Genomic DNA, 23,908 nt, shown 5'->3' on the forward strand with positions numbered 1-23,908 from the left:
AATACGGCACACGAGCCGCGCCGCATTCTGCGGCGCCGAATTACGCGCTCGTTCAGACGTGCCCAGCCCGATCCAAAGGTCAGGGGATCGCGGTAGTCCGAATCAGTCAGTTTGCAATAATGCCCGATTATGGAAATGTGGTCATCCGGGCAAATACTGCCGGGCGTGCTGCAGCGGGCCGATTTGAGTTGAGGCCGCGTTCTGGCCGCACAAAAGGATGTCATCCCCGCGAAGGCGGGGAGCCAGTACGCCGCGGCCTATCGGCTCTACAACGGATGTCTCTGGAATACTGGGTCACCCGCTTTCGCGGGTGACGACGGCCCGTGGCTTACTTCCTGACGCAGATCACGCGGACCACCGACGCCTTGGCGTCCGTCGATCCGCCGGCTGCGTTGATGCCGTTGGTCTTGAGGAAACCGCGCACCGTTTCGGCGGTCACCAGCACCGCCTGCGCTGCGGGGGCGTCGTTTGGCGGTCCGGCGATTTGAACCGGCTTCGACAGCGCGATGCCGGCGAATTTGCCGTCGCCGTCCTGGGCGGGCGCACCGGAGAAGCCAAGCGCCGGCGCGGGCGTCAACGTGATATCGCTGCGGCCGCCAAGCTGGGCTACCGTGGCCTTGGTGCTGGTCACCGCCGCGCCGCCGCCCTGGTTCTGCGGATCGGCAATGCCGGTGAGGTCCAGCGCCGGTTTGGTGGCGGCAGCGGCGAGATTGAACGCCTTCAGCCCGCGCGCGCCATAGATGCGCAAGAGCGCCAGATCGTGCTCCTTGTCCTCGGCGACGCGATCGGCATTGCCGAACCCTGCGATCGCAACCGTGAGGCAGCCGTCGGTGATCTGGCGGTCGGCCAGAATCGCGCCATCGTCGCCGACGACGAGACCGGTGCCGTATTCCACGCTCTTGCGCGGGGGAGGCCCCGCCGTCTGCGCGACCGCCGGAAATGCGTTGAACGCGCTCGACATCGCGATCACCACGGGCTCGACGGTGTTCTCGGTTGCCTGGTCGTACACGACCGTGAGGATGCGAACCTCGTCGCCCTTGAAGGTGCCGCGCATATAAAACTTCTTCAGGCCCTGCAGGCCGGACAGCACGAAGAAATCCGGCTTGACCACGGTGTAATCGATGTTGCGGCCCGGCTCTTTCTTCTCGCGCTCGGCGAGTTTTGCCGTGGTCGGATTGGCTTCCTTGCGCCGCGAAAGCTGGATCTGGATCGTGCCGGTTGGTGACGTCCATTTGGCGCCGTTTGCGTCGCTGGCCTGCTGCGGCACCAGTTTGGTGGGGATGCCGAGCCGCACGCCGGTGCCGGGATCGATGACGATTTTCCAGCCGACGCTCTCCTGCTTTTTCCTGGCAGTATCGGCGAGGACGCCGCGCTCCTGCGGATTGAGCACACCGGTCGGCTTGGCCCCGCGCGATTTCTGGAATTCCTTGATCGCATTGACCATGCGTTCGCTGACGTCGCCGGTGATGGCGCCGTTATATTGCCCGACCCAGGCGAGGTCCGACTGCAGCGCCAGCCGCTCGGCCTGGCCCAAGGCCTTCGCCGTGTCTTCTGGCTTCTGCAGCGCGGGACGGATCGGCACCGTCGTGACTTGCTTCGGCTTGGCGCCCGCCGTGGAAGGGGGTGCCATTTGCGTCTGCGCGGTGGCCCCGGAGATCACAAAAGCCGAGGCTGCGATCATCAATGTTGCTGAAAGCACCAATCTCATGACAAATCCCGGCAGAATAACGAGAGTGCGATCATTGACGCCCGGCCAATTAAGCACATCTGCTTAGTCGGCAACAACCACGCCCCGGTTCAGCGAAGGAAGGACAGCACACGACCATGCTGAGCGCCGACGAACTCGAACGCTACGCCCGCCATATAGTGCTGCGCGAAGTCGGCGGTCCCGGGCAGGCCGCCCTGAAAGCGGCATCCGTGCTGGTGATCGGCGCCGGCGGCCTCGGCGCGCCCGTCCTGATGTATCTGGCAGCGGCCGGTGTCGGCAGGCTCGGCGCTGTCGATGACGACGTCGTCTCGCTGTCCAATCTGCAGCGGCAGATCATCCACACCACGCCGGACATCGGGCGCCGCAAGGTCGAGAGCGCCGCGGAGACCGTTCACGCGCTCAATCCCCATGTTCGTTTCGAGGCGCATGGGGTGCGTCTCGATGCGGGGAACGTGATGTCGCTGATCGACGAGTACGATCTCGTGCTCGACGGCTCCGACAATTTCGAGACCCGTTATCTGGTTTCCGATGCCTGCTTCTTTGCCGGCAAGCCGCTGATCACGGGGGCGCTGGGGATGTTCGACGGATCGCTGACCACGATCCGGGCGCATGAACGGGACGCCGACGGCCGCTTCAATCCGACCTATCGCTGTCTGTTTCCCGAACCGCCGCCGCCCGGCACCATACCGGCCTGCGCCGAGGCCGGCGTCATGGGCGCGCTGGCGGGCCTGCTGGGCTCTATGATGGCGCTGGAAGCGATCCGTGAGATCGTCGGCTTCGGCGAGAGCCTGGTTGGCCGACTGGTGATGGTCGATGCACGCGCGATGCGGTTTGAAACCTTGCGCTACGCGCGCGATCCGCAAAACCCGCTCAACGGCGATGCGCCCACGATCACTGATTTGAGCGGGCACGCGGCGTAGAGTCCCCGATCCTCACGCACCGATGCGCTTCTCGCTGTCCATATGCGCGAGCTGGGCTTCGGGATAGCGCGCCCCGGCCGCCACGCCGGGCGGAAACGCCTCGGCCAGTACGGCCAGATGAGCCCGCGTCAGTTTCACATCGAGCGCGCCGAGGGCCTCAGCGAGACGGTCACGGCGGCGGGCGCCGACCAGCGGCACGATGTCGTTGCCCTGCGCCGCGACCCATGCAATCGCGACCTGTGCGGGCGAGGCGCCGAGCTCGCTTGCAATTGCACGCAATGAATCCACCAGCGCAAGATTGGCGTCGAGATTACCACCCTGGAAACGCGGGCTCATGGCACGAAAATCCTTGGTCCCGCGATCGGCCGTCCAGTGTCCGCTGATCAGCCCGCGCGACAGCACGCCATAGGCCGTGATGCCGATGCCGAGTTCGCGGCAGGTCGGCAGGATGTCGTCCTCGATGCCGCGCGAGATCAGCGAGTATTCGATCTGCAGGTCGCTGATCGGATGTACCGCATGGGCGCGCCGGATCGTCTCCGCGCCGACTTCCGACAGGCCGATATGCCTGATCCAGCCGGCCTTCACCATGTCGGCCATCGCACCGACCGTCTCCTCGATCGGCACGTCCGGATCGAGCCGGGCCGGTCGATAGATGTCGATTGTATCGACGCGCAGCCGCTGCAGCGAATAGGCGAGGAAATTCTTGATCGCCGCCGGGCGGCTGTCATAGCCGGACCAGTTCTGTGCGGGATCGCGCAGCGCGCCGAACTTGACGCTGATCTGGACGTTATCGCGGCCGCGCGCAGCGAGCGCTTCGCCGATCAGCATTTCATTGTGACCCATGCCGTAGAAATCGCCGGTGTCGAGCAGGGTGATGCCAGCATCGAGCGCGGCGTGGATGGTGGCGATGCTCTCGCTGCGGTCGGCCGGGCCGTAGAAGTCTGACATGCCCATGCAGCCGAGGCCGATGGCGGAGACGGTTGGGCCGGTAGAGCCGAGTTTGCGTGTTTCCATAGCGGTTCTCCTCGTAATCGGCGCCGGATCTGCGCCGTGATGACGAGGCTGATATGGACCTTCTAGACTGAGCCGGTAAGCTGGACAATTCCAAATAGCTTGTTCACGATATCGAACAATGAAAGACTTTGATCTCCGCGATCTCGACGCCTTCGTTGCCGTAGCGCGCACGCGGAATTTCCGCCGTGCCGCGATCGAGCAGGGCGTCTCCGTCTCAAGCCTCAGCCAGCGGCTGCGCGACATGGAAGAGCGGCTCGGCGTGCGCCTGATGAATCGCACCACACGCAGCGTAGCCCTCACCGAAGCCGGCGAGTTGTTGTTGGGGCGCGTCGGCCCGGCGCTGTCGGATGTCGGCGTGGCGCTCGATCAGGTGCGCGGCCTGCGGGCCGTGCCGTCGGGGCGTCTGCGCATCAATGCGCCGCCGCCGGCAATCGACCTGGTGCTGGCGCCGATGGTCGCGCCATTTCTCGAGAAGCATCCCAAGATCGAGTTGGAGATCGTCGGCGAGAGTTCGTTTGTCGATATCGTCGCCGGCGGGTTCGACGCCGGCGTGCGCTATGGCGAACATCTGGCGCAGGACATGATCGCGGTCTCGCTCGGGGCGCCGCAGCGTTACGCAGTGGTGGCGTCGAAGGAATATGTTGCTGAGCATGGTCGACCGGAAGTGCCTAAGGATCTGCTCGACCATGCCTGTATCCGCACCCGCTTCAGCAGCGGCGCGATGCTGGATTGGGAGTTTGAGAAAGCGGGCCGTGTCGTAAAGGTTTCACCGCCGGCCAAGCTGGTCGCGGCCTATCTTGGGCTGGCGTTGCGCGCCGTCCATGACGGGGTGGGCTTCTGGCTGACGTTCGAAGGTTATGTACGCTATGGCATCAAGTCGGGCGCGCTGGTCAGCGTGCTCGACGACTGGTGCCCGCCGTTTCCAGGACCGTTTCTGTATTATCCGAGCCGTCGCCAGCCGCCGCCGGCGCTTGCCGCGTTCGTGACTTTCGTCGCGGACTGGCGGAAGCGAGAGAGGCGGAAGAACGAAAAGCCTGTCGTCGTCCCGGCCAAGCGAAGCGCGAGCCGAGACCCATAACCACCGATGCGTGGATTTTTAAAAGCTGGGGCCGCAGCTTATCTAACAACGTGAATCGGTGGTTATGGGTCCCCGCGCCCCGTGCGCAATTGCGCACTAGGCGGGGACGACGCCGTTGATATATCCGCCTCACAGCATGCTGGGCAGCACGCGATCCGGCGGCTTGTGGTTGTCGAGGAAGGTCCGGATGTTGATGATCACCTTCTCGCCCATCTCGACACGGCCTTCGATGGTGGCCGAGCCCATATGCGGCAACAGCGTCACCTTGCCGGCTTTCGCCAGCCGCACCAGCTTCGGATTGACCGCAGGCTCGTGTTCGTAGACGTCGAGCCCGGCGCCGCCGACGTCACCCGCTTCGAGCAGCTTGATCAGCGTGTCCTCGTCGATCACGCCGCCGCGCGCGGTGTTGACGATGTAGGCGTCCTTGCGGATCAGCTTCAGTCGCCGCGCCGACAAGAGGTGATAGGTCGCCGGCGTATGCGGACAGTTCACCGAGATAATGTCCATCCGCGCCAGCATCTGGTCGAGGCTTTCCCAGTAGGTCGCACCGAGTTCCTCGGCGATGACAGGCGCCACCGGGCGGCGGTTATGATAGTGGATCTGCAGGCCGAAGGCGCGCGCGCGGCGAGCCACCGCCTGGCCGATCCGGCCCATGCCGATGATGCCGAGGCGCTTGCCCCCGATGCGATGACCGAGCATCCAGGTCGGCGACCAGCCGGGCCAGTTCTTGCCGTCGGGGAGGATCGTTGCGCCTTCGATCAGTCGCCGCGGCACTGCGAGAATCAGCGCCATGGTCATGTCGGCGGTGTCTTCGGTCAGGACTTTCGGCGTGTTGGTCACCGTGATGCCGCGCGCATGCGCCGCCGCGACGTCGATATTGTCGACGCCGTTGCCGAAATTGGCGATCATGCGCAGCTTGCAGTCAGGGTGCTTGAGCATCTCCTCGCTGATCATGTCGGTGACGGTCGGCACCAGCACGTCGGCCGAGCGGCTGGCTTCGGCAATCTGCTGCGGCGTCATCGGCGTGTCGTCGAGATTCAACGTCGCGTCGAACAGCTCGCGCATCCGGGTCTCGATCGAGTCCGGCAGTTTACGAGTGACGACGACGAGAGGTTTTTTCTTGATCGACATGTCCTGCTCTCATGAGGGAGGTGCGCAGAGGCGCGCCGTTCAGACCTCATTAACCCGGTTGTTCGACACTGCGATGGCCACGCGGTCTCGGTATCCGGCTGTTTGCTGAGGTAAGTCCCTTGGGTTCCCCAATACTTGCCTCGGATTTTCGGCAGAAAATCCGGGCGTTCTGGTTCTAGGCGTTCCGTCCTCTCTATCAGAAGACCGGGCCAAGACAAGAACCCTCGGCCGTCGCAAGCCGGGCGCAACCAAAGCGGGGCACGGGGTCTGGGGTTTCGGGCGTTAGCGGGCGGTTTCAACTCGGAGAATTCGAGTTGGGCGTGGCTCGGCAGGAGACGGGTTGATGGCGTTGGGGCGTTTCTGTTCGGTAGCAGTGCTGGCGGCGTGCTGGCTTGTCGCTTCCGTCAGCATAGGGTTTTCGGCCAACACCACGAGCGGCCTGCCGGTGCCACGATATGTCAGCCTCAAATCCGATCATGTGAATGTGCGGGCCGGTCCTACCAAGGACAACGACGTCGCCTGGGTCTATACCCGCTCGGGCCTGCCGGTCGAAATCACCGCCGAGTTCGAGAACTGGCGGCGCGTGCGCGATTCCGAAGGCGCCGAGGGCTGGGTCTATCATTCGCTGCTGTCCGGCCGCCGCACTGCGGTCGTCACCATGAAGAGCAAGGACGAGTTGGCGTCGCTGTACGATAGTCCCGATCCGACCAGCGCGGTTGCCGCCCGCCTGCAGGCCGGCGTCGTCGCGCAAGTCAAGAAATGCGCCAATGGCTGGTGCCGCGTCGTCGGCAACGGCTTTGACGGCTGGATCGAGCAGCAGCGCCTATGGGGCGTGTATGCGGACGAGAGGGTGGAGTGAGGCCGCCAGCGCGTCGTGCGAAGAACTGTAGGGTGGGCAAAGCGAATCGTGCCCACCATTGCTTCAGCGGCGCTGGATAGACGGTGGGCACGGCGCAAACGCGCCTTTGCCCACCCTACGAATTTTCAAACTAGAACAGTCAGCGCTTCTTGCGCAGCCGCACGACCATGTCGACGCGGGCGATCTCGTAGCCCTCGGGCACGTCGGGCATCTTCGACAGCACCAGATGCGGATCGGGAATGTCGACCAGCTCGTGGTTGTTCTCGAGATAGAAGTGGTGATGCGCGGTGACGTTGGTGTCGAAATAGGTCTTGGTGCCGTCGACCGAGACCTGGCGCAACAGGCCGGCGTCGGTGAGCTGATTAAGCGTGTTGTAGACGGTGGCCAGCGACACCGGAACCTTGGCGAGCGTCGCCTCCTCGTAGAGCATTTCCGCGGTCAGATGGCGGGCCCCCTTGCCGAACAGCAGCCAGCCCAGCGCCATGCGCTGGCGGGTGGGCCGCAGACCCGCGGCCTGCAGCATTTCGTTGACGTCGTGCCAAGGACAGCCGGTCAACGCCGGCTGGTGTCCGGCGGCGCGGGCAGCCGGATCGACACCGTCGTCGTTCAGGGGCGAGGCTTGGTCGTTCATGTCCACTTCGGGTACCACACGCGCTAACTTGGGCAATATTCTTGCCCAATATAAAAGGAAATCAGGTAGATGCAAGTTTTTCGCAACTAGAACCGGCCCAAGGTTAAGAGGAACCAGCGTGACTATGGGGCGTTTTAGCCCGTTCCAGTGCTTTGCCGGGCCCTAATGCCTATGTTACAGAGCGCGCGGACCACATATGCGATTTCGGCAGAGACTAACGCCGATAGCACCCTAAGTAGCGCCAAATTGCGGGAAACAAGCGTTCTCCCGCGGGGAAACGGGTCCGGTTCGCTCAAAAGCGCTCCATCGGGACATCTAAGGTGAGGCTGAATACGATGCTGGATCGGCGCAGCGGTTATGAATACGAGGATTTGCTCGCCTGCGGCCGCGGCGAGATGTTCGGCCCCGGAAATGCGCAGCTACCGCTACCGCCGATGCTGATGTTCGACCGCATCACCGAGATCACCGACAAGGGCGGCGAGTTCGGCAAGGGTCTGATCCGCGCCGAACTCGATGTGAAGCCGGACCTGTGGTTTTTCGGCTGCCATTTCAAGAATGACCCGGTCATGCCGGGCTGCCTTGGTCTGGACGCGATGTGGCAGATGGTCGGATTTTACCTCGGCTGGATCGGCGGCGAGGGACGCGGCCGGGCGCTGGGGCTCGGGGAATTGAAGTTCTCCGGCCAGGTGCTGCCGAACGCCCGCAAGGTTGTGTACAACATCGACATGAAACGCGTGATGCGTTCAAAGCTGGTGCTCGGCGTCGGCGACGGCTGGCTTTCCATGGATGGCGAGATTATCTATCGCGCCAAGGATCTGAAGGTCGGGCTGTTCAAGCAGGGCTCCGCGCCGGGCGGCTGAGCAACGCGATCAAGCAGCAACACACCTTCACAGAACAACGTAAACGGCAAGGCGAGGCGATCATGAGGCGGGTTGTCATCACGGGGATGGGTATCGTCTCATCCATCGGAAACAACACCCAGGAAGTGCTTGCGAGCCTGCGCGAGGCAAAGTCCGGCATCACGCGTGCGGAAAAGCACGCCGAACTCGGTTTTCGCTCGCAGGTGCAGGGCGCGCCAACGCTCAATCCCGCTGACGTCATCGATCGTCGCGCCATGCGATTCCTTGCCGAAGGGGCGGCTTGGAATCACGTCGCGATGGAGCAGGCGATCCGCGATTCCGGCCTTGAAGCCAACGAAGTCTCCAATGAGCGCACCGGCATCATCATGGGGTCGGGCGGACCGTCGACGCGGACGCTGGTGGAAGCGGCCGACATCGCGCGCACCAAGGGTCCGAAGCGGGTCGGCCCGTTCGCGGTGCCGAAGGGCATGTCATCAACGGCCTCGGCGACGTTGGCGACCTGGTTCAAGATCAAGGGCGTGAATTATTCGATCTCGTCGGCCTGCGCGACCTCCAACCATTGCATCGGCAACGCCTATGAGACGATCCAGATCGGCAAGCAGGATGTGATCTTCGCCGGCGGTTGCGAGGAACTCGACTGGACCCTGTCGGTGCTGTTCGACGCCATGGGCGCAATGTCGTCCAAATACAACGACACGCCGGCGACGGCCTCGCGTCCTTACGACATCAGCCGCGATGGTTTTGTCATTGCCGGTGGCGCCGGCGTGGTGGTGCTGGAAGAGCTGGAACGTGCCAAGGCGCGCGGCGCGCGCATTTACGGCGAACTGGTCGGCTATGGCGCGACGTCGGACGGTTACGACATGGTGGCGCCGTCAGGCGAAGGCGCCGAGCGCTGCATGCGCATGGCGATTTCGACGGTGAAGACGCCGATCGACTACATCAACCCGCACGCCACCTCGACGCCGGCCGGCGATCCGCCGGAGATCGAGGCGATCCGAAAGGTGTTCGGCACCGGCGACAAGTGCCCGCCGATCTCGGCGACCAAGGCGTTGACCGGCCATTCGCTCGGCGCTACCGGCGTGCAGGAGGCGATCTATTCGCTCCTGATGCTGAACAACGGCTTCGTCTGCGAGAGCGCCCATATCACCGAACTCGATCCGGTGTTTGCCGACATGCCGATCGTGCGCAAGCGCATCGACAACGCCAAGCTCGGCACCGTGCTGTCGAACTCCTTCGGCTTCGGCGGCACCAACGCCACGCTGGTGTTCAAGCGGCTGGATGCGTAGTTTCTATTGCTTGTCATGTCCCGCGCAGGCGGGGCATCCAGTACGCCGCGGCTTCTCTATTTGATCACTGAACACCTCCGGAATACTGGATCACCCGCCCTCGCGGGTGATGACGTCGGACACAGAGATGGAGCAACAATGCAAGACCTGATGAAGGGAAAGCGCGGGCTGATTATGGGCGTCGCCAATGATCATTCGATCGCCTGGGGCATCGCCAAGACGCTTCACGCGCAGGGCGCCGAGCTCGCCTTCACCTATCAGGGCGAGGCGCTCGGCAAGCGCGTCAAGCCGCTGGCGCATTCGCTGAACGCCGACATCGTGTTGCCTTGCGATGTCGAAGATATCGCCAGCGTTGATGCGGTGTTCGAAACTCTGCGAGCCAAGTGGGGTCATCTGGATTTTCTTGTCCATGCCATCGGCTTCACCGACAAGGACGAACTTCGCGGCCGCTATGCCGACACGACCCGCGAAAATTTTTCCCGTTCGATGGTTATCTCGTGCTTTTCCTTCACCGAGACGGCTAAGCGTGCTGCTGATCTGATGCCTGAATCCGGGGGCTCGATCATTACCCTGACGTTCGGCGGCTCCACCCGCGTGATGCCGAACTACAATGTCATGGGAGTGATCAAGGCCGCGCTGGAAGCTTCGGTGCGCTATCTCGCGGCCGATTTCGGTGGGCGAAAAATTCGTGTTAACTCGATCTCGGCCGGTCCCGTGCGAACCCTTGCAGGAGCGGTCATCGGCGACTCCCGTGCGATGTTTGCGTTCATGCAGAAGCATTCGCCGCTCGGGCGTGGCGTAACGCTGGACGAACTCGGCAACTCGGCGCTCTATTTGTTGTCCGACCTTTCGACCGGTGTCACCGGCGAAATCCACTACGTCGATTCCGGCTACAACGTCATTTCGATGCCGCGGCCGGATGATCTGAAGGCGGAATAGGGACTTGTAGCCCGGATGCAGCGAAGCGAAATCCGGGATATCTCTCAAGCGGTACGACTTTCCCGGATTGCGCTGCGCTGCATCCGGGCTACGTCTCACCTGTCCGCGATCTTCTCCGCGCGCTGGAACGCCGGGCGAACGACGCAGCGGTCGATATAGGCGTCGAACGACGGCCGTGGCGGCACCATCTTGAACATCCGTACCGCAAAGTGCAGCCCGGTACCGATCATGATGTCGGCGGCCGAAAACTTCCCGCCGAGAATCCAGGGACCCTTCTGCAGGGCGGCATCGAGCACGTCGAACGTCTGGGTCGCACTGCCCCATGACGCTGTGCTCGACGGCACCTCCAGCTTCGTGAAGAGCTGGATCAGCGCCGGTTCGATGCAGCTCGGCGAGAAGAACAGCCACTGCAGGTATCTTGCGCGCAGTGGATCGCTGGCGGCCGGCGCAAGGTTTGCTTCGGGATAGCGGTCGGCGATATAGGCGCAGATCGCCGCCGCTTCTCCGAGCGCAGCGTCGCCGTCCTTCAGTCCCGGTACCTTGCCCATCGGATTGATGGCTAGATATTCCGGCGCCTTCTGCGCGCCCGTGGTGATGTCGGTGAGCACGCGCTCATAAGGCAGCCCGGCTTCTTCCAGCAGCCAGATCGCGGAGAAGGAGCGGGAGCGCGGCGACCAATAGAGTTGGATCATGGGATGAACCTTTCTTCGGCGTGGACCAACAGCGCTTGTTCATTGCGCGTCTACTGCGAATTGGCAACGCCCTACGCCTGGAACTAACGAGCCGTGCTCCAACGATATGTTGGTCAACTTTATTTCGCGAACCGGATCGGTTGGCGATTTCCAGAGACTCGAATCATGCAAGCCCCGTCCGCAAGCCGAGCGATGGCCTTCGCGCCGACTTTCGCCAGCGATAATATTTCATGAAGCGGCCGATTGCCGGTTCGACCTCTTCCTTCTCGAACACAAAGCCCTCGCGCTCGTACCAGCGCCAGGCCTTTTCGTTCTCTCGTACGCAGCGCAGCCAGATTTCGTCCGGCAGATGTTTGCGCGTAAAGGCGAGCAGTTGGCGTCCGACGCCGTTGCCCTGATACTCCGGCGCGACGAACAACTGGTCGAGATAGCGATCCGAAAGATGCAACGCGAGCATCGCCGCCAATTTCCCGTTATCGTTTGCGACGTAGAGGCTCCAGCCCTTATCCACCTCCATCGGCACGCGCGCACGCAATTTTGCCAGCAGGGCATCGCTGGCATCCTCCAATCCGGTCGAGACCCAGCTCTCCATCCAGATGCGGGCGACCTCGTCGTACTCGTCGGCGCGGGCGAGGCGGATGATCGGTTGTGACAAGGTCGCTATCTCCCAAGATGCCAGACTCGTCAGGCCCGCGCTTTCCGTGATGGCGATCCCGTCTTGCGCTGTTCGCGCAACGCATCGGCTGCGAGGCAGACCACTTCGGAGATTTGTTGGAGCTGTCCGGCGAGCGGGCTCGTCTTGCGCCAGACCATGCCGATGGTTCGCGACGGCTGCGGATTCCTGAAGCGGGCGACGGAGACCGGCGCCGAGCGGGTTTCCACCGCGACCGCCATTTCCGGGATCAGGGTGACGCCGATACCGGCGCCGACCATTTGCACGAGCGTCGACAGCGAGCTCGCGTCCAGGACTTCCCGCGGCGGCGAGGACTGCATGTTGCAGAACGACAGCGCCTGATCGCGGAAGCAGTGACCCTCCTCGAGCAGCAAGAGCCGCATTTCGCGCAGCGTGTCGTGGCTCGGCACCGGCGTGCCTTCATCCTCGCCCGGCCGCACCAGCAGGAAATTCTCGGAAAAACACGCGACCTCGGTCAGCGAAGGCTCCGACACCGGCAGCGCAACGATCGCGGTATCGAGCCGGCCCTCGACGACTTCCTTGATCAGCTTCGGCGTTAGCGTCTCACGCACGTGAATGTCGAGCTCCGGATGCAGGCGCGCGAGATTCTCGATCACCTTCGGCAAAAGATAGGGCGCAATCGTAGGAATCATGCCGATGCGTAAGCGCCCTGCGAGCCGATCACGCGAGGCACGGGCAAAATCTCCGAGTTCATCGACCGAGCGCAGGATGTCGCGGACACGCTGGACGATCTCTTCGCCGAATTTCGTCAGCGTCACCTGTCGTGCGCTTCGTTCCAGCAGCACGCCGCCCAGGACCTCTTCCATTTCCTTGATTTGCATCGACAGCGCCGGCTGCGAGATCGAACATGCCTCTGCTGCGCGTCCGAAATGGCCGTGACGTGCCAACGCATCGAAATAGCGAAGCTGTCTGAGTGTCATCTGGATCATCAGAATATCTTATCACATCGATCATTAAAATCAACTTCACCTGATGGAAGGCACTGCTTAGAGTGCTTCCAATCCGAACAGGAAGCGACCTCAGGAGACAATCATGGATGACAAAACCAAATGCCCGTTCTCGGGCGGCAATCGCGCGCGCACGAACCGCGACTGGTGGCCGGACGCGCTCGACGTTTCGGTCCTTCACCGCAATTCCACGCTCTCCGATCCGATGGGCGAGGCGTTCGACTACGCCAAGGAATTCAAGACGCTCGACCTCAATGCCGTGATCAAGGACCTGCACGCGTTGATGACGGACTCGCAGGAATGGTGGCCGGCCGACTTCGGTCACTATGGCGGCCTGATGATCCGCATGGCGTGGCACAGCGCGGGCACCTACCGAATCACGGATGGCCGCGGCGGCGCCGGCGCCGGTCAGCAGCGCTTCGCGCCGCTGAATAGCTGGCCTGACAACGCCAATCTCGACAAGGCGCGCCGGCTGTTGTGGCCGATCAAGCAGAAATACGGCCGGAAACTCTCGTGGGCCGACCTGATGATTCTCGCCGGCAACGTCGCGCTGGAATCGATGGGCTTCAAGACGTTCGGCTTCGCCGGCGGCCGCCGCGACGTCTGGGAGCCCGAGGAGCTGTTCTGGGGGCCCGAGGGCACCTGGCTCGGCGACGAACGCTATAGCGGCGAACGCCAGCTCGCCGAGCCGCTCGGCGCGGTGCAGATGGGCCTTATCTACGTCAATCCGGAAGGGCCGAACGGCAATCCGGACCCGATCGCGGCGGCCAAGGATATCCGCGAGACGTTCTTCCGCATGGCGATGAACGACGAGGAAACCGTCGCCCTGATTGCCGGCGGCCACTCGTTCGGCAAGACCCACGGCGCTGGCGATCCGTCGCTGGTCGGAGCGGACCCGGAAAGCGGTGCGCTCGAGGATCAGGGCCTCGGCTGGAAGAGCAAGCATGGCACGGGCGTCGGCGCCGACGCGATCACCGGCGGCCCTGAAGTCACCTGGACGCAGACGCCGACCAAGTGGAGCAATCTGTTCTTCAAGAACCTGTTCGAAAACGAATGGGAACTGACGCAGAGCCCGGCTGGCGCGAAGCAGTGGAAGGCTAAAGGGACCGAAGCCACGATCCCGGACGCCTACGACAAGTCGAAGAAGCATCTGCCGACCATGCTGACCACCGACCTGTCGCTGCGCCTCGACCCGGCCTACGAGAAGATCTCGCGGCGCTTCTACGAGCATCCGGATCAGTTCGCGGATGCGTTCGCGCGTGCCTGGTTCAAGCTCACGCACCGCGATATGGGCCCGATCGCGCGTTACCTCGGCCCGCTGGTGCCGAAGGAAACGCTGATCTGGCAGGACCCGATTCCGGCGGTCGATCATCCGCTGATCGGCGAGCAGGACATCGCCGCACTGAAGGCGAAGATTCTCGCCTCCGGCCTGTCGGTGTCCCAGCTCGTCTCGACCGCATGGGCGTCGGCCTCGACGTTCCGCGGCTCCGACAAGCGCGGTGGCGCGAACGGCGCGCGGATTCGCCTCAGCCCGCAGAAGGACTGGGAGGTCAACCAGCCGGCCGAGCTCAAGACCGTGCTGCAGAAGCTTGAAGCGATCCAGAAGGAGTTCGGCAAGAAGGTTTCGCTTGCCGACCTGATCGTTCTCGGCGGCTGCGCGGCGGTCGAAAAAGCCGCCAAGGACGCCGGACTAGACGTCAAGGTGCCGTTCACGCCGGGTCGCATGGACGCCTCGCAGGAGCAGACCGACGTCGAATCCTTCGCCCCGCTCGAACCGCGGGCCGACGGCTTCCGCAACTTCGTCAGTGCCAAGAAGCACCAGTTCATGAAGCCTGAGGAAGCATTGGTGGACCGGGCGCAGTTGCTGCGGCTGACGGGACCCGAGATGACGGCTCTCGTCGGCGGCCTGCGTGTCCTCGGCGCCAATTTTGGCGGGTCGAAGCACGGCGTGTTCACCCAAAAGCCCGGCACGCTGACGAACGATTTCTTCGTCAACCTGCTCGACATGGGCACGCAATGGCAGCCCGCCGGCTCCGACGGCGTATACGAGAGCCGAGACCGGAAGACGAATGCCGTCAAGTGGACCGGCACCCGCGTCGACCTGATCTTCGGTTCGCACTCGCAGCTCCGCGCCTTCGCGGAAGTCTATGCGTGCACCGACTCGAAGGGGAAGTTTGCGAAGGATTTCGCGGCGGCGTGGACCAAGGTGATGAACCTCGATCGATTCGACGTCGCCTGATCCTGACAAGAACCATCCGGAAAGCAAAAAGGGCGGCCGAGAGGCCGCCCTTTTCACATGGGAAGCGCTCAAACGCCGAGCGTGCCGGCCTTCGCCGCAGCATAACGCTCCGCGATCTTGGCCCAGTTCACCGTATTCCACCACGCTTTCAGATAATCCGCGCGGCGGTTCTGGTAGTTCAGGTAATAAGCGTGCTCCCAGACGTCGTTGCCCATCAGGGCGCGCTTGCCGTCCATCATCGGATTGTCCTGGTTCGGACGGGTCTCGATCGCAAGCTTGCCGTCCTTGCCCACTGTCACGAACACCCAGCCCGAGCCGAATTGGCGTCCGCCGGCGGCATTAAAGTCGTTCTGGAATTTTTCCATGCCGCCGAGATCGCGATCGATCGCCGCCAGCACCTCGCCCTCCGGCTTGCCGCCGTTCGGGCCCATGATCTCCCAGAACATGGTGTGGTTGGCATGGCCGCCGAGATTGTTGCGGACGGTGAATTTGATGCTGTCGTCGAGCGCATTCAGATTGCCGAGCACGTCTTCGATCTTCGCCGTCCCCAATTGCGAATTGGTCTTGGCGACGTTGTTGAGGTTGGCGACATAGGCTGCATGGTGCTTGCCATGGTGGATTTCCATCGTCTTGGCGTCGATGTGGGGTTCGAACGCGTTGGTCGGATAGGTCAGCGGCGGCAGCGTGAACGGCCCGGTTGGGGCGGCCGCCGGGGCTGGTGCGGCGGCCTGCGCGAAGACCAGACGTGGGGCTGCGGCCACGGCCGCGAGACTGGTTGCAGCAAACATCAGATGGCGCCGTGACATGGATGACATCGACTTCTCCTGTAAGTGAACTGAGTGAATATCTGTTGGACGGAACGCCGTAGGCCGCTGCACGCGGCAAGGTACGGATGATGGGCAGGATTGGGTCTCGTTTTCTGTCCTCGTGAGGCTGCGACGTAATCGCACAGGTGCTGCCGTCCCGACAATGTAACTCAGGCCGCCAACAAAAAAGGGCGGCCGTTCGGCCGCCCTTTTGTTCACATTTTAGCGATGCCTTACTCGCCGGCGGCTTCACGCGGCGCCTGGCCTTCCGCCTTCTGTTTGGCCTCGAGGTCCTCGCCGGTCTCCTGATCGACCACCTTCATCGACAGCCGGGTCTTGCCGCGGTCGTCGAAGCCAAGCAGCTTGACCTTGACCTTGTCGCCTTCCTTGACGACGTCGGAGGTCTTCTGCACGCGGGTGGCGGCGAGCTGGCTGATGTGGACCAGGCCGTCCTTGGCGCCGAAGAAGTTCACGAAGGCACCGAACTCCATCACCTTGACCACGGTGCCCTCATAGATCTGGCCGATCTCCGGATCGGAGGCGATCGACTTGATCCACTTGATCGCGGCCTTCATCGCCTCGCCGTCGTTGGAGGCGACCTTGACGGTGCCGTCGTCCTCGATGTTGACCTTGGCGCCGGTCTTTTCGACGATCTCGCGGATCACCTTGCCGCCGGTGCCGATCACTTCGCGGATCTTGTCGGTCGCGATCTTGAAGGTCTCGATGCGCGGCGCGTATTCGCCGAGCTCGGCGCGGGCGTTGGTGAGCGCCTTGGCCATTTCGCCGAGGATGTGGACACGCCCTTCCCTGGCCTGACCGAGCGCGACCTTCATGATCTCCTCGGTGATGCCTTCGATCTTGATGTCCATCTGCAGCGAGGTGATGCCCTGGTCGGTGCCGGCGACCTTGAAGTCCATGTCGCCGAGATGATCCTCGTCGCCGAGAATGTCGGACAGGACCGCAAAGCGGGAGCCTTCCAGGATCAGGCCCATCGCGATGCCCGCGGTCGGCCGCTTCAAGGGAACGCCCGCATCCATCAGCGCCAGCGAGGCGCCGCACACCGAGGCCATCGACGACGAGCCGTTGGATTCGGTGATCTCGGAGACCACGCGCACCGTGTAAGGGAATTCGTGGTGCGGCGGCAGCACCGGATGGATCGCTCGCCAGGCGAGCTTGCCGTGGCCGATCTCGCGGCGCTTGGTGCCGCCGAGGCGTCCGGTTTCACCGACCGAGTAGGGCGGGAAGTTGTAGTGCAGCAGGAACGTCTCTTTGTACGTTCCCGACAGCGCGTCGATGTACTGCTCGTCCTCGCCGGTGCCCAGCGTGGTCACGACCATCGCCTGGGTCTCGCCGCGGGTGAACAGCGCCGAACCATGGGCGCGCGGCAGGACGCCGACTTCGGCGATGATGTTGCGCACGGTCTTGCTGTCGCGGCCGTCGATGCGCTTGCCGGTATCGAGGATGTTCCAGCGAACGATCTTGGCTTCGAGTTCCTTGAACACGCCGGCGATGCGCAGCTTGTCGTATTTCGGCTCCTGGCCTTCCGGGAAATAGTGCGCGATCACCTTTTCCTTGGCCTTGCCGACCGCCGCATAGCGCTCCTGCTTGATCGGAATCGCGTAGGCCGAGCGCAGGTCCTGCTCGATCAGGCCGAGAATTTCCTTCTCGATCTCGCTGTTGTCGATGGTGGTGACTTCGCGCGGATCCTTGGCGGCCTTCTCGGCCAGCTCGATGATCGCCTTGATCACCGGCTGGAAATGGCGATGACCGAACATGACGGCGCCGAGCATGATCTCTTCCGAGAGCTCCTTGGCTTCGGATTCGACCATCAGCACCGCGTCCGACGTGCCGGCGACGACGAGGTCGAGCTGCGTGTCGGTCATTTCGTCGAGCGTCGGGTTGAGGATGTATTCGTCGTTGCTGAAGGCAACTCGCGCGGCGCCGATCGGTCCCTTGAACGGAGCGCCCGACAGCGTCAGCGCGGCCGAAGCGGCGACCATCGACAGAACGTCGGGATCGTTTTCCATGTCGTGCGAGAGCACGGTGACGATTACCTGGGTTTCATTGCGCCAGCCGTCGGCGAACAGCGGACGGATCGGGCGGTCGATCAGGCGGGAGACCAGCGTCTCCTTTTCGGTAGGACGTCCCTCGCGCTTGAAATAGCCGCCGGGAATGCGGCCCGCGGCGTAGGTCTTTTCCTGGTAGTCCACGGTCAGCGGCAGGAAGTCGACACCTTCGCGCGGCGCTTTGGCGGCAACGACGGTGGCAAGCACCACGGTCTCGCCGTAGGTCGCCATCACGGCGCCGTCGGCCTGACGGGCGATCTTGCCGGTTTCCAGCTTGAGGGGACGTCCACCCCAGTCGATCTCGACGGAATGCGTATTAAACATAGTGGTCTTCTTTCATGGGTTCACGAGAGAGCGGAGCCCAAAAACACAAAGACCATGCGCAAGATGGCGGGACGCTGATCGCAACATGAGATCAGCATCTGGCGATCCTGCCATGGTCTTTATCTTTCGGATGGCGTCCATCCTCCCGGCAGTCATGGGCACCTTGCCCTGTCCAGCGGCCGGATTGCTGCTGGACGTTTGTCGAGCACGATCCTTGTCGGATGATGCTCCTTGCGCATGATCGTCTCCAAAAACTGGAGTCCGCTTCTTCGGAAAATCATGCGAAAACGCGCGCAAACTGCGCGCGCGTACTCTCAAATCAACGGCGAATGTTATGCTTTTCGAGCAACGCCTTGTAACGCGCCTCGTCCTTCTTCTTGATGTAGTCGAGAAGCGAGCGGCGCGTCGACACGAGCTTCAGGAGGCCACGGCGTGAATGATTGTCCTTCACGTGGGTCTTGAAGTGGCCCGTGAGATTGTTGATGCGTTCCGACAGGATCGCAACCTGCACCTCGGGCGAGCCGGTGTCGCCGGCTTTGGTGGCATTCGTCTTGATGACTTCCGCTTTGCGTTCGGCGGTAATCGACATCGTCAAACTCTCTCATTGCTGCGACCGGGACTGGCAGTCAGTCCGGTCAGGTTGAACACGCGCTTGGGGATGAGTTCGCCATTGCCAATTTCAGCAAGCGCCAAAAGGCGGCCTGCCACCGTGACATAGACTGTGCCGCTACTATTGGGCGCATCCCGTCCGCGCAACAAAACGGCCTGGCCCCTGTGGAGCCTTGCCGCATCAGCCCGTGTGACGGCCAGTGCCGGGATGTCGTCCAGCGCGGTCTCAACGGGCAAAAGCGCGTCGGCGAGGCTTCCCTCGCCAGACGCGGCTCTATTGCATAAAGCCTCCAACTCTTCCAGCGGAATCATGTCCGTTTCGCGGAACGGGCCGACCAACGTCCGCCGCAACGCGCAGATATGGCCGAAACAGCCCAGAATCCGGCCGATATCGCGGGCCAGTGCCCGGACATAGGTGCCCTTGCCACACTCCGCCTCGAACACGGATTGACCGTTATCTCCATGTTCTACAAGGGTTAATTCGTGAATCTCGACCGGCCGGGGCTTCAACTCGACGGCTTCGCCGTCCCGGGCCAGGTCATAGGCGCGCTCGCCCTGGACCTTGATCGCTGAATATTGCGGCGGGATCTGCTCGATCAGCCCGGTGAACTGGGGCAGCAGGGCCCGGATCGCGTCCGCTGACGGGCGGAGTTCGCTGCTCCTGACCACCCGCCCCTCGGTATCGTCGGTGTCCCGCTCCTCGCCCCAGGCGACCGTGAAGCGGTAGCGCTTGCGGCCATCCATCACGAACGGAACCGTCTTGGTGGCCTCGCCGAGCGCGATCGGCAGGCCGCCGGACGCCAGCGGATCGAGCGTGCCGGCGTGGCCGGCCCGCTTGGCCTGGAACAGGCGCTTCAGAATGGCAACCGCGTGCGTCGAGGTCATGCCGATCGGCTTGTCCAGGATCACCCAGCCATGAACGTCGCGCTTGTCGCGTCGCGGCTGGTTGTTCTGGCGCGGCTGTTTGGTGTGGCGCGGATCGTTGTTGGTGCGGCGTTCGCCATCGTTGCGTGTATCGGAAAAATTATTTTTTTCAGCGTCGTGCGAATCGGCAGTTTGCTGCTCGATCGCGCGGTTGGCAGCGGTCGTAACCATCACTTGTCGTCCGAATCGGGTGCGAGGTCTCTTTGCACCGCAGGTGTTCGCAGTAATTTCTCGATCCGTTCCGCTTCGTCGAATCGTTCGTCGACGCGAAAGCGAAGGTCGGGAGCAAATTTTAAGTTAACGCGATGCGCGATCTCGCCGCGCAGGAACTTCTTGTTGCGTTCGAGCGCCGCAATCACGACGTCGGTGTCGCGTCCACCGAGCGGCATCACGTAAATCGTCGCGAGTTTCAGGTCCGGCGACATTCGCACCTCGGGAACGGTGATGATGTGGCCTTCGAGGTCGGGGTCGTGCACGTTACCGTGCGATAGAATGTCGGCGACCGCATGGCGCACCGTTTCGCCGACGCGCAATTGGCGTTGCGAGCCGCCGGGAGCGGAACCCTTGTTGTGGTGGCGGGGCATTGTCGAAATCCCAATTGTCGTCATCACCCGCGAAAGCGGGCGATCCAGTATTCCGTGCTCAAAGTTAATTGCGATGGCTACTGGATGCCCCATCCCAGTGCGCAGTTGCGCACAAGGCGGGGCATGACGGTTTAGTTCAAAAATTCCAAGCTCTTCGTAAGACTTGGACTTACAGAGAGCGCTGGATCGTCTCCACGCGATAACATTCGATGACGTCGCCGACACGCATGTCGCCGTAATTCTCGAACGCCATGCCGCATTCCTGGCCGGACTGCACTTCCTTCACTTCGTCCTTGAAGCGTTTCAGCGTCGAAAGCTTGCCTTCGTGCACGACGACGTTGTCGCGGATCAGGCGAACATTGGCGCCGCGCTCCACGGTGCCGTCGGTGACGCGGCAGCCGGCGACCTTGCCGACCTTGGAAATGTTGAACACTTCCAGGATCTGCGCATTGCCCAGCATGGTTTCGCGCAGCGTCGGCGCGAGCAGGCCGGACATCGCCTTTTTGATGTCGTCGACGAGATCGTAGATGATGTTGTAGTAGCGGATCTCGATGCCGTTGCGCTTGGCGGCAGCCGCGGCTTCCTTGTTGGCGCGCACCGAGAAGCCGATGATCGCGGCATTGAAGCCTTCCGCCAGGGTGACGTCGGATTCGGAGATGCCGCCGACGCCCGCGTGCAGGATGCGCGCGGCGACTTCGTCGGTGCCGAGCTTTTCCAGCGAACCCAAAATGGCTTCGAGCGAGCCCTGCACGTCGGCTTTGACGATCAGCGGGAATTCCTTGCGGCCCGCGGTCTTGAGCTGCGACATCATCTGCTCGAGCGAGCCGCGCATGCCGGAAATCGAGGCGGCGGCGTTCTCGCGCTTCTGGTGGGCGCGATAGCTCGTCACCTGGCGGGCGCGGGCTTCGTTCTCGACCACGGCGAGACGGTCGCCGGCTTCCGGCGGGCCGTTGAAGCCGAGCACCTCGACCGGTACCGAAGGTCCGGCCTCGTCGATGTTCTCGCCCTGGTCGGAGATCAGCGCGCGGACACGGCCCATTTCGGCGCCGGCCACGATGATGTCGCCAACCTTGAGCGTGCCGCGCTGGACCAGCACGGTCGCAACCGGGCCGCGGCCGCGATCGAGCTTGGCTTCGATCACGGTGCCTTCGGCAGGCCGTTCCGAATTGGTCTTGAGGTCGAGAAGCTCGGCCTGCAGCGCGATCATCTCGAGCAGCTTGTCGAGATTGGTCTTGTTCTTGGCGGAGACCTCGACGTCGACGACTTCACCGCCGAACGATTCGACCTGAACCTCGTGCTGCAACAGCTCGGTGCGCACACGTTCCGGCTTGGCATCGGGCTTGTCGATCTTGTTGATCGCCACGATCATCGGCACCTTCGCCGCCTTGGCGTGGTTGATCGCCTCCACCGTCTGCGGCATGACGCCGTCATCGGCCGCCACCACCAGGATCACGATATCGGTGACCTTGGCGCCGCGCGCACGCATCGCGGTGAACGCGGCGTGGCCGGGCGTATCAATGAAGGTGATCTTCTTGCCGCTTTCCGGCGAGGTCACCTGATAGGCGCCGATATGCTGGGTGATGCCGCCGGCTTCGCCCGACACCACGTTGGCGTGGCGCAGTGCGTCGAGCAGCGAGGTCTTGCCGTGATCGACATGGCCCATCACGGTGACGACCGGCGAGCGCGGCTCGGTATCGGTGGAATCGTCGACGACGTCGAACAGGCCTTCTTCAACGTCGGACGCGGCGACGCGCTTGACGGTGTGGCCCATTTCTTCGGCGATTAGCTGCGCGGTATCGGCATCGATCACGTCGGTGATCTTGTGCATCGCGCCCTGCTTCATCAGCAGGCGGATGACGTCGACCGCGCGCTCCGACATGCGGTTGGCAAGTTCCTGGATCGTGATCGCTTCGGGGATCGTGACCTCGCGGACCAGCTTTTCCTTCGGCTCGTTGGCGGCATGGCCCTTCAGGCGCTGGGTGCGGCGGCGGAACGAGGCGATCGAGCGCTCGCGCACGTCATCATTGAGCGCGGTGACCACGGTCAGGCGGCCGCGCTCCTTTTGCGGGCCGGGCTTGTGAGTGGTCTTGGGAGCGGCTACGGGGCGCATGGCGCCGCCGGGGCCGCGCCGAACCTGACGCGGACCTTCGTCCTCATCGGAACCGTCGGCGGCAACGCCTGGGGCACGCGCGGGCGGCACTGCCGTCGCTGGACGGGCGCCGGCCGGGCGGGCGGCGGCGGGTCGCGCTGCGGCGGGTGCCGGCGTCGCCGCGGGCTTGGCCTCGGTCTCGCCAAATCGCTTCTTGGCCTCGACTTCGGCCTTGCGCTTGGCTTCCTCTTCCAGGCGGTGCCGTTCTTCCTCGGCCTTGCGGCGGGCTTCGGCGGCCTCGCGTTCGGCCTGTTCGATGCCTTCACGGCTGGCGCGGCGCTTGGCCTCTTCCTCGGCCAGACGGCGCTCTTCGATTTCGCGCATCTTGGCGTCGGCCAGCGCGCTGGCGCGGGCGGAACGCTCGTCTTCCGTCAGCGTTCGCAGCACCACGCCCGAACCGCCGCGCGCGGCACCCGGCGTTGCTGCAGGGCGGGAGAGAGGGGCCTTTGCGGCGGGCGCCTTGGCGGCGGCCGGCTCGGGCGCATGCGTCTCAGTGGCGGGCGCGTCGCCGCCGACGCGGCGCTTGCCACGCTTTTCGACCACGACCTGCTTGGTCCGGCCATGGCTGAAGCTCTGGCGCACGGTGCCCGTCTCGACCCGCGGCTTCAGCGTCAAGGTCTTGGTCGGAACACTCAAAGTCTTGTCGCCAGGCGTTTTGGTATCAACCATTCAGCAGTCCTAATCTCGTTAGCGTTGTGCGTTTTCCGCACCATCATTGAAGCAGGTCTTCGGAACCAATCTTCGTCAGTCAGAATTTCTGGCCGCCGTCCCGGTCTTGTCGTCATCGTCCGTCCGGTATCGAACCAGGATCTGGCAGCGCGACAGGAACGTCTTGCTCGCCGGGCCCGCGAGCAGCGCAGCATGTATCACATTTGACCGGCCCAGTGCCAAATCCAATTGTGCCGAGGTTAAAGCAGTAACAATCGGCAAATCCCGCGATTCACCGATATTTCGGCCCGTTTGCCCGGCGATCGCGTCCAATTTGCGGATTCCGTCGGCCGCGCCGTCGGAAGCGTGGACCAGGACTGCGGCCCCGCCCTGCTCGAGCAGGCCCTCAACCTTGGCAAAACCGGAGATCACCTGACCGGCCTTGGCCGCCATGGCCAATGCCTCGGTGCAGCTTCGTTCCAGCAGGGCCTCGGTATCGGCGGGAAGGGTCACCGCGACCCGGACGTCGCGCTTGAACCCTCTGTTAAATTGGTGACGCCGCACCGCTTCCGCAACCGTCCGGCGCGAGGCCGACACCCAGAGGCCGCGGCCGGGCAGCTTGCGTTTCAAATCGGGGATCACCTCGCCCGAGGGGGCGACAACGAACCGGATCAGCTCGTCGACCGGACGCACCTCGCGACTGACCGCGCACATCCGCATGGTCGCGGACTTGTCGGTCCGCGGCCCATGGTCGAGATCGGGGTCAGCCAAAGCGAGCATGCCTGTTTGATGGCTCCAGT

General features: G+C 63.2%; 21 protein-coding genes. 7 read left to right on the top strand and 14 right to left on the bottom strand.

What is annotated here, in order from left to right; all coding sequences use genetic code 11:
* Nucleotides 1-328: 328 nt before the first annotated feature.
* Nucleotides 329-1,708: a serine protease gene (locus LMTR3_RS18235; protein ID WP_065746419.1), complete on the bottom strand. Its 1,380-nt coding sequence runs from the start codon at nucleotides 1,706-1,708 to the stop codon at nucleotides 329-331.
* Between the two features lie 116 nt (nucleotides 1,709-1,824).
* Here LMTR3_RS18235 and LMTR3_RS18240 point away from each other — a divergent pair, with 116 nt between their 5' ends.
* Nucleotides 1,825-2,628 carry a HesA/MoeB/ThiF family protein gene (locus tag LMTR3_RS18240; protein ID WP_065746420.1) on the top strand — a complete coding sequence of 268 codons (804 nt, stop codon included), beginning with the start codon at nucleotides 1,825-1,827 and terminating at the stop codon, nucleotides 2,626-2,628.
* Nucleotides 2,629-2,640: 12 nt separating this feature from the next.
* On the opposite strand, the gene LMTR3_RS18245 is transcribed toward LMTR3_RS18240, so the two are convergent.
* Nucleotides 2,641-3,642 carry an aldo/keto reductase gene (locus tag LMTR3_RS18245; protein ID WP_065746421.1) on the bottom strand — a complete coding sequence of 334 codons (1,002 nt, stop codon included), beginning with the start codon at nucleotides 3,640-3,642 and terminating at the stop codon, nucleotides 2,641-2,643.
* Between the two features lie 118 nt (nucleotides 3,643-3,760).
* Between LMTR3_RS18245 and LMTR3_RS18250 the strand changes: the two genes are divergently transcribed.
* Nucleotides 3,761-4,720 carry a LysR family transcriptional regulator gene (locus LMTR3_RS18250; RefSeq protein ID WP_065746422.1) on the top strand — a complete coding sequence of 320 codons (960 nt, stop codon included), beginning with the start codon at nucleotides 3,761-3,763 and terminating at the stop codon, nucleotides 4,718-4,720.
* Between the two features lie 129 nt (nucleotides 4,721-4,849).
* Here the strand turns inward: LMTR3_RS18250 and LMTR3_RS18255 are convergent, their stop codons facing one another.
* A complete protein-coding gene (locus LMTR3_RS18255) occupies nucleotides 4,850-5,851 on the bottom strand; it encodes a 2-hydroxyacid dehydrogenase (RefSeq protein WP_065746423.1) in 1,002 nt (333 codons plus the stop codon).
* A gap of 343 nt (nucleotides 5,852-6,194) precedes the next feature.
* Between LMTR3_RS18255 and LMTR3_RS18260 the strand changes: the two genes are divergently transcribed.
* Nucleotides 6,195-6,710, top strand: coding sequence for an SH3 domain-containing protein (locus LMTR3_RS18260; RefSeq protein ID WP_065746424.1), 516 nt, complete (start codon nucleotides 6,195-6,197; stop codon nucleotides 6,708-6,710).
* Between the two features lie 139 nt (nucleotides 6,711-6,849).
* Here LMTR3_RS18260 and irrA read toward each other — a convergent pair whose 3' ends face one another.
* Nucleotides 6,850-7,341 carry an iron response transcriptional regulator IrrA gene (irrA, locus tag LMTR3_RS18265; protein WP_065746425.1) on the bottom strand — a complete coding sequence of 164 codons (492 nt, stop codon included), beginning with the start codon at nucleotides 7,339-7,341 and terminating at the stop codon, nucleotides 6,850-6,852.
* Between the two features lie 335 nt (nucleotides 7,342-7,676).
* On the opposite strand from irrA, the gene fabA reads away from it, so the two are divergent.
* From fabA to fabI, 3 genes are all read left to right on the top strand, one after another.
* Nucleotides 7,677-8,201, top strand: a complete 525-nt coding sequence (gene fabA / locus LMTR3_RS18270) for a 3-hydroxyacyl-[acyl-carrier-protein] dehydratase FabA (RefSeq protein ID WP_057844746.1) — start codon at nucleotides 7,677-7,679, stop codon at nucleotides 8,199-8,201.
* 62 nt (nucleotides 8,202-8,263) lie between these two features.
* Nucleotides 8,264-9,487 (top strand): beta-ketoacyl-ACP synthase I, encoded by a 1,224-nt coding sequence (fabB, locus tag LMTR3_RS18275; protein WP_065746426.1) that lies wholly within the window; start codon nucleotides 8,264-8,266, stop codon nucleotides 9,485-9,487.
* A gap of 138 nt (nucleotides 9,488-9,625) precedes the next feature.
* Nucleotides 9,626-10,426: an enoyl-ACP reductase FabI gene (gene fabI, locus LMTR3_RS18280; RefSeq protein ID WP_065746427.1), complete on the top strand. Its 801-nt coding sequence runs from the start codon at nucleotides 9,626-9,628 to the stop codon at nucleotides 10,424-10,426.
* A gap of 95 nt (nucleotides 10,427-10,521) precedes the next feature.
* On the opposite strand, the gene LMTR3_RS18285 is transcribed toward fabI, so the two are convergent.
* From LMTR3_RS18285 to LMTR3_RS18295, 3 genes are all read right to left on the bottom strand, one after another.
* Nucleotides 10,522-11,118 carry a glutathione S-transferase family protein gene (locus LMTR3_RS18285; protein WP_065746428.1) on the bottom strand — a complete coding sequence of 199 codons (597 nt, stop codon included), beginning with the start codon at nucleotides 11,116-11,118 and terminating at the stop codon, nucleotides 10,522-10,524.
* Between the two features lie 163 nt (nucleotides 11,119-11,281).
* Nucleotides 11,282-11,773: a GNAT family N-acetyltransferase gene (locus LMTR3_RS18290; RefSeq protein ID WP_065746429.1), complete on the bottom strand. Its 492-nt coding sequence runs from the start codon at nucleotides 11,771-11,773 to the stop codon at nucleotides 11,282-11,284.
* Nucleotides 11,774-11,802: 29 nt separating this feature from the next.
* On the bottom strand, nucleotides 11,803-12,741 hold the full coding sequence (locus LMTR3_RS18295; RefSeq protein ID WP_065746430.1) for a LysR substrate-binding domain-containing protein: 939 nt from the start codon (nucleotides 12,739-12,741) through the stop codon (nucleotides 11,803-11,805).
* Between the two features lie 103 nt (nucleotides 12,742-12,844).
* Here LMTR3_RS18295 and katG point away from each other — a divergent pair, with 103 nt between their 5' ends.
* Nucleotides 12,845-14,998, top strand: coding sequence for a catalase/peroxidase HPI (gene katG / locus LMTR3_RS18300; protein ID WP_065746431.1), 2,154 nt, complete (start codon nucleotides 12,845-12,847; stop codon nucleotides 14,996-14,998).
* A 68-nt stretch (nucleotides 14,999-15,066) separates the two neighbouring features.
* On the opposite strand, the gene LMTR3_RS18305 is transcribed toward katG, so the two are convergent.
* From LMTR3_RS18305 to LMTR3_RS18335, 7 genes are all read right to left on the bottom strand, one after another.
* Nucleotides 15,067-15,813 (bottom strand): superoxide dismutase, encoded by a 747-nt coding sequence (locus tag LMTR3_RS18305; RefSeq protein ID WP_065746432.1) that lies wholly within the window; start codon nucleotides 15,811-15,813, stop codon nucleotides 15,067-15,069.
* 224 nt (nucleotides 15,814-16,037) lie between these two features.
* The gene (gene pnp / locus LMTR3_RS18310; RefSeq protein ID WP_065746433.1) at nucleotides 16,038-18,194 is read right to left on the bottom strand and encodes a polyribonucleotide nucleotidyltransferase; all 2,157 of its coding nucleotides are present in this window, start codon (nucleotides 18,192-18,194) and stop codon (nucleotides 16,038-16,040) included.
* A 319-nt stretch (nucleotides 18,195-18,513) separates the two neighbouring features.
* Nucleotides 18,514-18,783 (bottom strand): 30S ribosomal protein S15, encoded by a 270-nt coding sequence (gene rpsO, locus LMTR3_RS18315; protein WP_028347859.1) that lies wholly within the window; start codon nucleotides 18,781-18,783, stop codon nucleotides 18,514-18,516.
* A gap of 2 nt (nucleotides 18,784-18,785) precedes the next feature.
* Nucleotides 18,786-19,898, bottom strand: a complete 1,113-nt coding sequence (gene truB / locus LMTR3_RS18320) for a tRNA pseudouridine(55) synthase TruB (protein ID WP_065746434.1) — start codon at nucleotides 19,896-19,898, stop codon at nucleotides 18,786-18,788.
* Entirely contained in the window at nucleotides 19,898-20,311 is a 414-nt protein-coding gene (gene rbfA / locus LMTR3_RS18325; protein WP_065746435.1) for a 30S ribosome-binding factor RbfA, read from the bottom strand. Before rbfA ends, truB begins: the two co-directional genes overlap by 1 nt.
* Before the next feature lie 169 nt (nucleotides 20,312-20,480).
* On the bottom strand, nucleotides 20,481-23,129 hold the full coding sequence (gene infB, locus LMTR3_RS18330) for a translation initiation factor IF-2 (RefSeq protein ID WP_065746436.1): 2,649 nt from the start codon (nucleotides 23,127-23,129) through the stop codon (nucleotides 20,481-20,483).
* Between the two features lie 75 nt (nucleotides 23,130-23,204).
* A complete protein-coding gene (locus LMTR3_RS18335) occupies nucleotides 23,205-23,888 on the bottom strand; it encodes an RNA-binding protein (RefSeq protein WP_065746437.1) in 684 nt (227 codons plus the stop codon).
* Between the last annotated feature and the right edge of the window lie 20 nt (nucleotides 23,889-23,908).

The sequence above is a fragment of the Bradyrhizobium sp. LMTR 3 genome, assembly GCF_001693485.1.
Lineage (GTDB): Bacteria > Pseudomonadota > Alphaproteobacteria > Rhizobiales > Xanthobacteraceae > Bradyrhizobium.

What these genes read in the sequence shown, in the direction of transcription:
- LMTR3_RS18235 (WP_065746419.1), bottom strand. Translation starts at nt 1,708, where the DNA reads ATGAGATTGGTGCTTTCAGCAACATTGATGATCGCAGCCTCGGCTTTT.
- LMTR3_RS18240 (WP_065746420.1), top strand. Translation starts at nt 1,825, where the DNA reads ATGCTGAGCGCCGACGAACTCGAACGCTACGCCCGCCATATAGTGCTG.
- LMTR3_RS18245 (WP_065746421.1), bottom strand. Translation starts at nt 3,642, where the DNA reads ATGGAAACACGCAAACTCGGCTCTACCGGCCCAACCGTCTCCGCCATC.
- LMTR3_RS18250 (WP_065746422.1), top strand. Translation starts at nt 3,761, where the DNA reads ATGAAAGACTTTGATCTCCGCGATCTCGACGCCTTCGTTGCCGTAGCG.
- LMTR3_RS18255 (WP_065746423.1), bottom strand. Translation starts at nt 5,851, where the DNA reads ATGTCGATCAAGAAAAAACCTCTCGTCGTCGTCACTCGTAAACTGCCG.
- LMTR3_RS18260 (WP_065746424.1), top strand. Translation starts at nt 6,195, where the DNA reads ATGGCGTTGGGGCGTTTCTGTTCGGTAGCAGTGCTGGCGGCGTGCTGG.
- irrA (WP_065746425.1), bottom strand. Translation starts at nt 7,341, where the DNA reads ATGAACGACCAAGCCTCGCCCCTGAACGACGACGGTGTCGATCCGGCT.
- fabA (WP_057844746.1), top strand. Translation starts at nt 7,677, where the DNA reads ATGCTGGATCGGCGCAGCGGTTATGAATACGAGGATTTGCTCGCCTGC.
- fabB (WP_065746426.1), top strand. Translation starts at nt 8,264, where the DNA reads ATGAGGCGGGTTGTCATCACGGGGATGGGTATCGTCTCATCCATCGGA.
- fabI (WP_065746427.1), top strand. Translation starts at nt 9,626, where the DNA reads ATGCAAGACCTGATGAAGGGAAAGCGCGGGCTGATTATGGGCGTCGCC.
- LMTR3_RS18285 (WP_065746428.1), bottom strand. Translation starts at nt 11,118, where the DNA reads ATGATCCAACTCTATTGGTCGCCGCGCTCCCGCTCCTTCTCCGCGATC.
- LMTR3_RS18295 (WP_065746430.1), bottom strand. Translation starts at nt 12,741, where the DNA reads ATGATCCAGATGACACTCAGACAGCTTCGCTATTTCGATGCGTTGGCA.
- katG (WP_065746431.1), top strand. Translation starts at nt 12,845, where the DNA reads ATGGATGACAAAACCAAATGCCCGTTCTCGGGCGGCAATCGCGCGCGC.
- LMTR3_RS18305 (WP_065746432.1), bottom strand. Translation starts at nt 15,813, where the DNA reads ATGTCATCCATGTCACGGCGCCATCTGATGTTTGCTGCAACCAGTCTC.
- pnp (WP_065746433.1), bottom strand. Translation starts at nt 18,194, where the DNA reads ATGTTTAATACGCATTCCGTCGAGATCGACTGGGGTGGACGTCCCCTC.
- rpsO (WP_028347859.1), bottom strand. Translation starts at nt 18,783, where the DNA reads ATGTCGATTACCGCCGAACGCAAAGCGGAAGTCATCAAGACGAATGCC.
- truB (WP_065746434.1), bottom strand. Translation starts at nt 19,898, where the DNA reads ATGGTTACGACCGCTGCCAACCGCGCGATCGAGCAGCAAACTGCCGAT.
- rbfA (WP_065746435.1), bottom strand. Translation starts at nt 20,311, where the DNA reads ATGCCCCGCCACCACAACAAGGGTTCCGCTCCCGGCGGCTCGCAACGC.
- infB (WP_065746436.1), bottom strand. Translation starts at nt 23,129, where the DNA reads ATGGTTGATACCAAAACGCCTGGCGACAAGACTTTGAGTGTTCCGACC.
- LMTR3_RS18335 (WP_065746437.1), bottom strand. Translation starts at nt 23,888, where the DNA reads ATGCTCGCTTTGGCTGACCCCGATCTCGACCATGGGCCGCGGACCGAC.